The 3,063-nt window shown below is 35.3% G+C and carries 4 protein-coding genes; 3 read left to right on the forward strand and 1 reads right to left on the reverse strand.

Annotated elements, in window-relative coordinates; translation table 11 throughout:
* The 3 genes from AACY61_RS11310 to AACY61_RS11320 form a co-directional block, all read left to right on the forward strand.
* Window positions 1–515 (forward strand): hypothetical protein (locus AACY61_RS11310; RefSeq protein WP_339611691.1); only part of this gene is annotated, 515 nt, incomplete at its 5' end.
* Between the two features lie 12 nt (window positions 516–527).
* Window positions 528–1,310 carry a MotA/TolQ/ExbB proton channel family protein gene (locus AACY61_RS11315; protein ID WP_339611692.1) on the forward strand — a complete coding sequence of 261 codons (783 nt, stop codon included), beginning with the start codon at window positions 528–530 and terminating at the stop codon, window positions 1,308–1,310.
* Between the two features lie 208 nt (window positions 1,311–1,518).
* Window positions 1,519–2,253, forward strand: a complete 735-nt coding sequence (locus AACY61_RS11320) for a protein phosphatase 2C domain-containing protein (RefSeq protein ID WP_339611693.1) — start codon at window positions 1,519–1,521, stop codon at window positions 2,251–2,253.
* On the opposite strand, the gene AACY61_RS11325 is transcribed toward AACY61_RS11320, so the two are convergent.
* The coding region (locus AACY61_RS11325; protein ID WP_339611694.1) for a tetratricopeptide repeat protein at window positions 2,222–3,063 on the reverse strand (842 nt) is incomplete at its 5' end. The two genes, AACY61_RS11320 and AACY61_RS11325, sit on opposite strands and share 32 nt — an antisense overlap.

A 3,063-nucleotide genomic window follows, 5' to 3' on the forward strand; every position in this document is an offset into this window, starting at 1 on the left:
AACAAAGCACTCCTCAAACCACAAAACAACCGGCACAAAAATCCACGCCATCAACAAAACCACCAAAATACAGAGGCTCTATGCCTGATGTGCCTTGTGTGTTTTCAATTGAATTAAATTGGGATGACCCGGCAGATAATGTGGACTTATTTGTTTGTAAAGACAATGACTGTGTGTTTGGAGGGCGTCGTTTTAGAAACTTTATTGGTTACTGGGATAGTGGGAAATCTCGAAGCAGCATTTTTGGAGGAGATTTGAGAACATCACAAGAAGCGGTGAGACAGTTTGATGCAATAATACCGGGAGAGTATACCATTTTTGCACAATATAAAGAAGCATTAACACCAAAAAGTAATCTCCCTGTTAGAGGGTTGGTGTATACTAAAAACAACGAAGGCGACGAAAGAGGCAGAGAGTTCAATTTTACACTTTCTGTAAATCCAAGAGATAGGACTCGCGTTGGAAGATTGGTGGTAAACACCGACGGAAGCTTTGACTTACAACTGTTTAATTAAATTAGAAAAATCATGAATTCAACTAACTATTTAAAACAATCCAAAAATAAACTGGTAAACATTGGAATAAGCATCGCAGGGGCGTTGGTGATTTGGATTGCGCTTAATGTATTGGCAAACTTATTCGGGACCTTACCCTCTTTAAGGAGAATACTTGTAATGTTTGGGGGTTCGCCTGAAGGCTATATACAGGCAGTTTGTTATGTATGTTTTATTTATGCCCTACTAGACCTTAGAAAAATGCGCACTTTCCTTAAAAGACAATTTGAAGGATTTGGATTGAAGCTTTTACCCGAAGAGGACCAATTGATTTTAACACCCGAAGAAGTAGCTGACATCAAACTAAGTGTTATGGAAATTGAAAAACGTGGGGTGTTGTACCTTGTGTCAGACTTTATTAAAAAAGCTTGTACACAATACAGAAATGACCAATCAATTCCGGAAACACTTCATGTGCTTGATGTTCAAATCAACAACACCAAAGATGAAATGGAGGGTAATTTAAGTACTATTCGGTACTTGATTAATGCTATAATGTCATTGGGCTTTATTGGAACCTTGATAGGATTAACCTCAGCAATTGGCAACGCACACTTAGCAAAAACTGAAGAGGGAATGCCTATTTTAACTTCGTTATTAAACGTTGCATTTGATACAACTTTAGTAGCATTGGTGTTAGGGTTAGTTTTAAACTTTGTCTATCATAATTATATGGAATTGATGGATGGATTTTATGCAAAAAGCAGGAGATATATCATTGATAATCTTATAAGCAGGATTTACCGCCACGCTTAAAAAACAAAATGAAACAGGAAAACAACAGGTTGTTTGTTAGTTAAAATTGCAGAAAATGTTTCATATTTTTAAAATCTGTTTGGTGAAAATTAGCCATTATTAAGTTATCCTGTTTCATTTTTATACCCGATTTTCTGAGTAATCCACTTCAAATTCAGCAAATCGGGTATTATTGTAGTATCATATTCACCTAATTAACATTTCTTCAGTGAACTTAAAATATATTATTGTTAACGAAACCGGGATGCATAGGACTAACAATGAGGACGCGGTTTGTTTTGTGAAACCTGAAAAACCCTGGGTTGAACAGGCCATGGGTTCTTTAGCAATCGTTGCAGATGGTATGGGAGGTCATGCAAAAGGTGAAAAAGCTTCGAGGTTAGCAGTCGAGATCATTTCAAAAGAATATTATGCTAAAATTTTACCCCCCGCAAAAGCACTGGAAAGAGCTTGTTTAATTGCAAATAATACGATTGCAAAAGAAGGTAGCACTATTGATCAAAGTATTGGTACAACTTGTACTGCAGTTGCTATTACACACAAAGATTTATTTTTGCTTCATATTGGTGATAGCAGGGCCTACCTTCTTAAGAGCAAAAAACTTCAATTGTTAACAAATGATCATACACTTGAAAATGTTGGCTTAGGACAAAATAGTGCCGCCAATTATTCAAAAAATATTTTGACTAAATCACTGGGCGTAGAAGCGGCGGTGGATTGTCCAGCAGAAATTATTAAAATTGAGCATCAGTTGGATAAAACCAACAGAATTCTCTTGTGTTCTGATGGCTTGTATTCTTATCTGTCAGCAAAAGAAATGGAGTCTTCTTTAATAGAAATGTCATTGACACAAATTGGGCAGCATTGGGTAAAATGGGTGTTGAAAAGAGGTGCTGCTGATAATTTTTCATTTATTGTTCTTGAGCTTGATTCTCCTCATTAACATAGAGTGCAACTTCTTGTTCTAATGCAACACCTTTTGAATGCTCACCTGTTTCCCGGTAAAACCTTGTTAATTGAGCAATAATGTTTTGAGTGGTGCTATCCAAAACCCCTTTTTCTTCAATGTAAACCTGATAACTTTCGGTTAATAGCAACTCGATTTCATGAGTATTAGAAGGTATTTTCTGTAGGTATTCTGCAAGTTTAATTTTTAAATCAGCTCTGTCGAGGTCTCTATTTTCAAAATGAAGTTGATGAATCTCAATGGACCTTCTTAAAAATGATGCCGCTTCTTGAATTTTATTTAAGGCATTGAAATTTTTAGCGTTCTCGGAATAAACAACTGAGAGAGAGGGATGTGATTCGCCCAACGTTTGCTCAAAAATTGAAGTAGCTTCCATCACTTTGGTTTCTCCTTCAGCAAACTTGTTTTGTTTAATTAAAATATCACCTAAAGTGTACATTGAAATTGCCGTATTGAAATTCATTTTATCAAATATAGAAAAGGATACTTCTAAAGCTTTTCTTGCGTTTTTTTCAGCTTTTTCCATTTCACCTTGTTCTGAATTAATGGCAGCCAACAAACTCAATCCTGATAGTGATCGTTGGTTGGTGTCATCTCCAAACAACTTTTCAGCAGTTTCTAAGGATTTATTTATATAAATTTCTGCAGAGTCAATTTGATTTGATTGAAAAAAAGTATTGCTGAGGTTGTAATAATTAATACTAACATTTTGACTTACATCACCTTCTATTTTGAAACTTATGAATAAGGATTTGTGATAATACAAAATAGCATTGGTGTAGTCTT

It is taken from the genome of uncultured Planktosalinus sp. (assembly GCF_963973675.1).
In the GTDB taxonomy this organism is placed as follows: Bacteria; Bacteroidota; Bacteroidia; order Flavobacteriales; family Flavobacteriaceae; genus Planktosalinus.